4 protein-coding genes are annotated in these 6,091 nt (G+C 70.6%); 1 reads left to right on the top strand and 3 read right to left on the bottom strand.

Annotated elements, in window-relative coordinates:
- Positions 1-67 precede the first annotated feature (67 nt).
- Positions 68-1,618: an acyl-CoA synthetase gene (locus tag ACWF94_RS03355; RefSeq protein ID WP_453484206.1), complete on the bottom strand. Its 1,551-nt coding sequence runs from the start codon at positions 1,616-1,618 to the stop codon at positions 68-70.
- Between the two features lie 430 nt (positions 1,619-2,048).
- On the opposite strand from ACWF94_RS03355, the gene ACWF94_RS03350 reads away from it, so the two are divergent.
- Positions 2,049-3,239, top strand: coding sequence for a TetR/AcrR family transcriptional regulator (locus ACWF94_RS03350; RefSeq protein ID WP_453484205.1), 1,191 nt, complete (start codon positions 2,049-2,051; stop codon positions 3,237-3,239).
- Between the two features lie 129 nt (positions 3,240-3,368).
- Here the strand turns inward: ACWF94_RS03350 and ACWF94_RS03345 are convergent, their stop codons facing one another.
- Positions 3,369-4,808, bottom strand: a complete 1,440-nt coding sequence (locus ACWF94_RS03345; RefSeq protein ID WP_453484203.1) for an ATP-binding protein — start codon at positions 4,806-4,808, stop codon at positions 3,369-3,371.
- 158 nt (positions 4,809-4,966) lie between these two features.
- On the bottom strand, positions 4,967-6,034 hold the full coding sequence (locus tag ACWF94_RS03340; RefSeq protein WP_453484201.1) for a trypsin-like serine peptidase: 1,068 nt from the start codon (positions 6,032-6,034) through the stop codon (positions 4,967-4,969).
- Positions 6,035-6,091: the final 57 nt, after the last annotated feature.

The raw sequence follows: 6,091 nt of genomic DNA, 5'->3' as shown, positions 1-6,091 counted from the left end.
GGGGCCGTCTGCTCACGTACCGCCCGGTTCGCTCGCGCCGTCGTGGCTCTCCCCCCCCCGAACCGGATCAGCCGATGGACCGATCCGCGCCGTCCCAGTAGGGCTTGCGGAGTTCCCTCTTGAGGATCTTCCCGGCCGGGGAGAGCGGCAGCGCGTCCCGGAACTCGGCGGTGCGCGGGGCCTTGTACCCCGCGATCAGGGTCTTGCAGTGGGCCCGGAGGTCCTCCGCCGTGGCGCGCGCGCCGGGTTTGAGGACGACGACGGCGTGCACGCGCTCGCCCCAGTCGGGGTCGGGGACGCCGATGACGGCGCAGGCGGCCACGCCGGGGTGGCGGGAGAGCGCGTTCTCCACCTCCGCCGAGTACACGTTCTCGCCGCCGGTGACGATCATGTCCTTGAGCCGGTCGACCACGAACAGATAACCGTGGTCGTCCAGATATCCCGCGTCGCCGGTGTGCATCCAGCCGCCGCGCAGCGCATGGGCGGTCTCCTCGGGCTTCCTCCAGTAGCCGAGCATGACCCCGCCGCCGCGCACCACGATCTCGCCGACGCTCCCGTACGGGACCTCGTGGTCGTCGGGGTCGACCACCCGGACCTCGGTCCCGGCCGTCGCGCGCCCCGCCGAGCGGAGCAGCTCCGGCTTGCGGTGGTCCTCGGGCGCCAACTGCGTGGCCACCGGGGACAGTTCGGTCATGCCGTAGCCCTGGGTGAAGCCTGCCTCGGGAAAGACCTCCATGGCACGCCGCAGCAGCGTCTCCGAGATCGGTGAGGCTCCGTAGGTGACGCCGGTGATGCTGGAGAGGTCGTACGAATCGATCGACGGGTGGTCGATCAGCATCTGGATCATCGCCGGGACCAGCAGCGTCGAGGTGACGCGGTGCCGCTGGATCGCTTCCAGTACGGCGGTGGGCTCGAAGGCCGGCAGGAAGACATGGGAGCCGCCCAGCACGTTCTGGTTGGTCCAGGCGGCCAGGGCCGCCAGATGGAACAGCGGTGCGCAGTAGAGGGTGCGCCCTTCCCGGCCGGCCGACTGGACGGTGGCCAGGCTGCTGTAGGTGGAGGTGAGGATCGAGGCGTGGCTGAGCATCACGCCCTTGGGGAAGCCGGTGGTGCCGCCGGTGTAGAACAGACCGGCCAGCCGGTCACCGCCCGCGCGCAGATCGTCCACCGGTTCATGGGCGGTGATCAGTTCCTCGTATCCGAGCATGCCCGGGGGCGGCGGGCCGTCCCCGCAGTGCACCAGGGTGGTGACCCCGTCCCACAGCTTGAGCAGTTCGGGCACCAGTGGGGCGAAGGTGTCGTCGACGAGCAGCACCCGGGTGTCGGACTCCTCCAGGGAGTACGCGATCTCCCGGGCGCTCCAGCGCGTGTTGACCGGATTGACCGCGGCGCCGACCCACCACACGGCGCACACCGTTTCGTGGAAGCGGTCGGAGTTGAGGGCGAGGATGCCGACCCGGTCGCCCTCGGCCACTCCCAGGCGGCCGGTCAGCGCCCCAGCGAGCCGGGCGACCCGGCCGGTGCTCTCTCGGTGGGTGCGAACCCGCTCACCGCAGATGGTGGCGATCGCGTCGGGGAACTGCTGTACGGCCCTGTGCAGGCTCTGTGTGAGATACACCACGACTCTCCTGAGGGTGCCGGCGAGGCTGACCCGCCTGCGGACGATCGATCACAGATGTCTGCATATTGAATCTCGTCATTTACTTTCAGTTGAGATTGACTACTAGGTCAAGGCTCTTGGCGACATTAATCAATACTCGCGCTTTACATCGAGAGTCGCGCGGGGCATTGACAGGGGCGGTGGACGGCGCCCACAGTGACCCATATCACCCACCTGTCGGGTACCCGGTCACGCCCCACCCGCACGGCTCCGGGACGTTCCCGTCCCGTCCGGGGCGGGCGGACAGGACAGGCACGCCGGGCAGAGGGGACTGGCACACCGCGCGGACGGGACAGCCACGCCGGGCAGAGGGGACTGGCACACCGCGCGGACGGGACAGGCACGCCGGGCGGAGGGCGCTTCGACGGCACGACCTAGGATGTGCCGGATGACCACGAAGTCCGCCGGGCCCACGACACGCCGCCCCCGCGACCGCAAGGCGCAGATCCTCGCCGCGGCCATGGAGTGCTTCCGGCGCGAGGGCTACCAGGCCACCGGCATGGAGGACATCGCGGCGGCGGTCGGCATCACGGCCGGCGCCCTCTACCGGCACTTCCGCGGCAAGCGGGAACTCCTCACCCAGGCGCTGCTGGACGTTGTCGGCCGCGCCCTGGCCCTGGCCCAGGAGGCGGACGACCTCGACTCGCTGATCCGCGCGCTCGGTTCCTTCAGCCTCGGTCAGCGCGCGTACACGGTGGTCGCGGACCGGGAGGCCCGGAATCTGCTGCCCGAGGACCGGGTCACGGTGCGTGAGCAGCAGAGGGCGATCGTGGGGACCGTGGCCACCGCCCTGCGGACCTCCCGGCCCGGACTGGGCACGAGGGAAGCCGAACTGCTCGCCTGGGCCGTCATCGCCGCGGTGACCAGCCCCTCGTACCACCATGTCGACGTTCCCCGGCCGCGCTTCGAGAGCCTCCTGGTCACGGCGGCGGAGGCCGTGTGCCGGGCGCGCGTCCCCGCCGAGTCCGGCACCCCGCCCGCGCCCACCGCGCCGGACGAACCGGGTCTGGTGCCCGTCGCCCGGCGGGAGGCCCTGATCGCCGTGGCCATCCCCCTGTTCAAGGCCAGTGGCTTCCAGGCGGTCAGCATGGAGGACATCGGCGCCGCCGCGGGCGTCTCACGCCCGGCTGTCTACACCCACTTCGCCGCGAAGGCCGATCTGCTCGCCGCCGCGCTGCACCGGGAGTCGGAAGTCAAGTGGCACACACTGACCAAGGATCTGGCGCAGAGCAGGACGGCCGATGAGGCCCTGGCGCGGGTGGTGGAGACCTATGCCCACACCGCTGTGGCCAACGAGGGTGCCAAGAGCATGACCCTGATGGGGGAACTCGCCCATCTCTCCAAGGCCGACCAGGAACTGCTGCACCGTTCACAGGTCGACTACGTCACCGAGTGGGCCACCCTGCTGATGACATGCCGCCCCGGGCTGGACATCGCCGAGGCGCGCGCCACGGTGCACGCCGCCCTGACCGTACTGAACCTGCTGCCCCGCCTGCCCCTGCTACAGCACTGGGCCGACCCGACGGAGATCGTCTCCGGTATCGCGGGCGGAATTCTCGGCGTCGGCCCGTCCGCCTGAGACGGGACGTTCCCGCAGCCGGCCCGCCGAAAGCTCCGCACCCCTCGGTGCCCGCGTGCGCCCATCGGCACCTGGCGGTACCAGCTTCTTGGAGCCGCGCTGCTCATGGACGCTTCCGGTGTCGGTCCGCTATCGGGGCCGCCATGCCTGTACGAGGTCCTCCGGCCCCCAGTGCCCGGCCAGCGGGAGACCGTCGGCCACCCCACAGCGGGAGACCGCGACCAGCGGGATGCCGGGGTGGGCACCGGGGACGGCGAGTGCGGCGCGTACCAGGGCGTCGTACTCAGGCCGGCCGAAGGGCTGGGACTCCAGCCATTTGATGGAGCCGACGAAGTGCACCTGCCGGGCCACCGGCTCGCGGTCCGCGCCGATGAGGTCGATCTCGGGGTTGTTCTGCCGATTCCACCAGCCGCCGACCGCCTCGGTCTCCGGCCACTGTCCACTGGGCAGCAGACGCAGCAGGGACGCACGGATCAGCGGCTCGACGGCCCGGCCGCGCCAGGAGGTCCAGGAACGCTCGATGCGTTCCAGTGCCACGTCGCCGCGCCCGCGCTCGATGAGCGGGATCGCACGCCGCAGGAACGCCAGCCAGAATCGCAGATACGGGTCGGCGATCCGGTAGCGCTTGTTCTTGCTGTCCGGCTTGACCGACAGAGGGAGATCAGCGGCCACGACCCGCTTGGTCTGCAGGGCGGTCAGCAGGGGGGACAGTGTGCCGGACGGGAGCGCGCCCACGCCGCCTGCCTGCGCGGCGATCGCACTGAACGTCCGCTCACCACTGCCGACCGCCTCCAGGACGGCCCGTGCGTGCGACGCTTCGGGGAACTCCCCCAGCAGGGACAGCTCGCCCGCCACCAGGAGGGGGGACAGGGGGTTGGCGACCGACGCCCGCAGGAAGTCGGTACAGCTCATTCCCCGCTCCCATGACTGCACGATCTCCGGGAATCCACCCGTGATCAGCTGAGCGTCCACGGCCTCTGCCGCGTCGAGGGCCGTCATGGCCTGCACGTCGGCCAGGTTCAGCGGCTGTACGGTCATCTTCGCCGCCCGCCCGAAGAACGGCCGCCCGTACGACTGCAACGCCTCCATCACCGACATATCGCTGCCGACCAGCAGCAGAAGCACCGGCTTGGCAGCCAGATGACGGTCCCAGACCGTCTGGAGCGCACCCTCGAACTCCGGATCCTGCTCGACCAGCCAGGGCACCTCATCGATCACCGCGACACTGGGAGCATCATCCGGCACAGCGAGCGCAAGCGACCGCAGAGCCTGATTCCAGTCCCGTGGCTGGAGGCCCGCGACCAGTTCCGCCCCTGGCAGCGCCGACTGGGCCAGGGCAGCGGTGAAGTCGGCCCGCTCCGCGACCGCGTTTCGCCCCCGGGTGGCCTGGAACACCACATACGGCGATCCCGAACGGTCACAGAACTCCTGAGCCAACCGGGACTTGCCCACCCGCCGCCGACCCGTCAAGATCACGGCCCGCCCCCGCGTGGCACCACGGCCCTCTGCGACCGTCCGGTACTGCTCAGCCAGCAGCTCAAGATCCCCGGCCCGACCCTGGAACTCCACTCAGCGTCCTCCAGGCGATTCGACATAGATGAATTCTTACGTAGATTGAATCATACTTTCTTGCCGCATCCCTGCTGCGCCGAGCCGTGCCGCCCCCGCCAGGCGCTCCCCTCTCCGGCCCGGGGCCCCGCACCCGCAGGCGGACGCGCGCCGCGCGGTCAGACGAAATTCACCTCGGCACGGCGCAGCAGCGGGTCGTCCGCCATGCGCCACAGCGGGACGGCGTAGTTGCCGGTGCCGTAACGGCCGCCGAAGTGGAGGCCGAGGACGCGGTGGTCGGTGAGGTCGAAGACCGGGGAGCCGCTGTTGCCGCCCAGGGTGGAGCAGTCGTGCATCAGGACGGAGCGCTCGGGGAGGAGGTCGGTCAGGGTGCCTGGCTGAAGGCGTTTGACGTTGTAGATGTCCATGAAGATCCGGCTCATCGCCTCGGGTTCATTGCGCCGGCCGTCGTACGCGGGATAGCCGACGCAGTACACGGGACGGCCCCGCAGATCGGCCGGGCCCTCCCCGGCGATCGGGAGCGGGGTCGGGAGGCCGCCGCCGTCGGCCGCCGGGGAGATCCGGAGCAGGGCCATGTCGACGTCCTGGTGGATACCGAGCACTTCGGTGATGTCGTACGCCGATCCGCCCGGCGGGAGGGTGCCGTACTCCTCGCCCGTGGTGACCCGGGCGCTCATGCCGTAGCGGAAGGTCCATTCCGCGTCGGCGCCACGGGCGAACTCGACGGCGATATGGCGGTTCGTCAGTACGGCGTCGGGGCTGACGAGGAAGGCGGTGCCCAGCCAGTCCAGGTCGTGTCCGGTGACCTCGACCCGGCCGACCCGGGCGATGGATTCGCGGATCGCCGCGCGGTGGCCGTTGAGGACCGCCCAGTCGCCGTCCTGCGGGGTGAAGTCCTGGTCCTGGACGAGGATGGCGGGCCGGCCCTCCAGGAGGACGATGGCCTCGATGCCGAAGGACTCGTCGTCGGTGATCTCGTCGGTACGGCCGTCGGCCAGCTTCTCCAGACCGGTCGCGCCTGCCGTGAGCACCCGGTCCCGTTCCTCCTGGGCGCGTTCGGAGATCCGCGCGGCGGGGCGCTCGTCGGCCGGCTCGTCGGCGGGCCGGATCGCGGATTCGACGACCTCCTGCCACAGGCGGTCGCGCACCCGCTGGGCGACATCCCGCAGATCGGTGAAGACCTGCTCCGGGTCGGTGGCCACCGGGGACCTGCTGCGGTTGACCATGGCGTACTCCCTCGGTCGGTCGGTCGTATCGGGTCGGGTCGGGTCGGTCGGTCGGGT

This window comes from Streptomyces sp. NPDC055078 (assembly GCF_053607985.1).
Note: the sequence above shows the minus strand (reverse complement) of the source record. Positions and strands in the feature narration are given on the sequence as shown.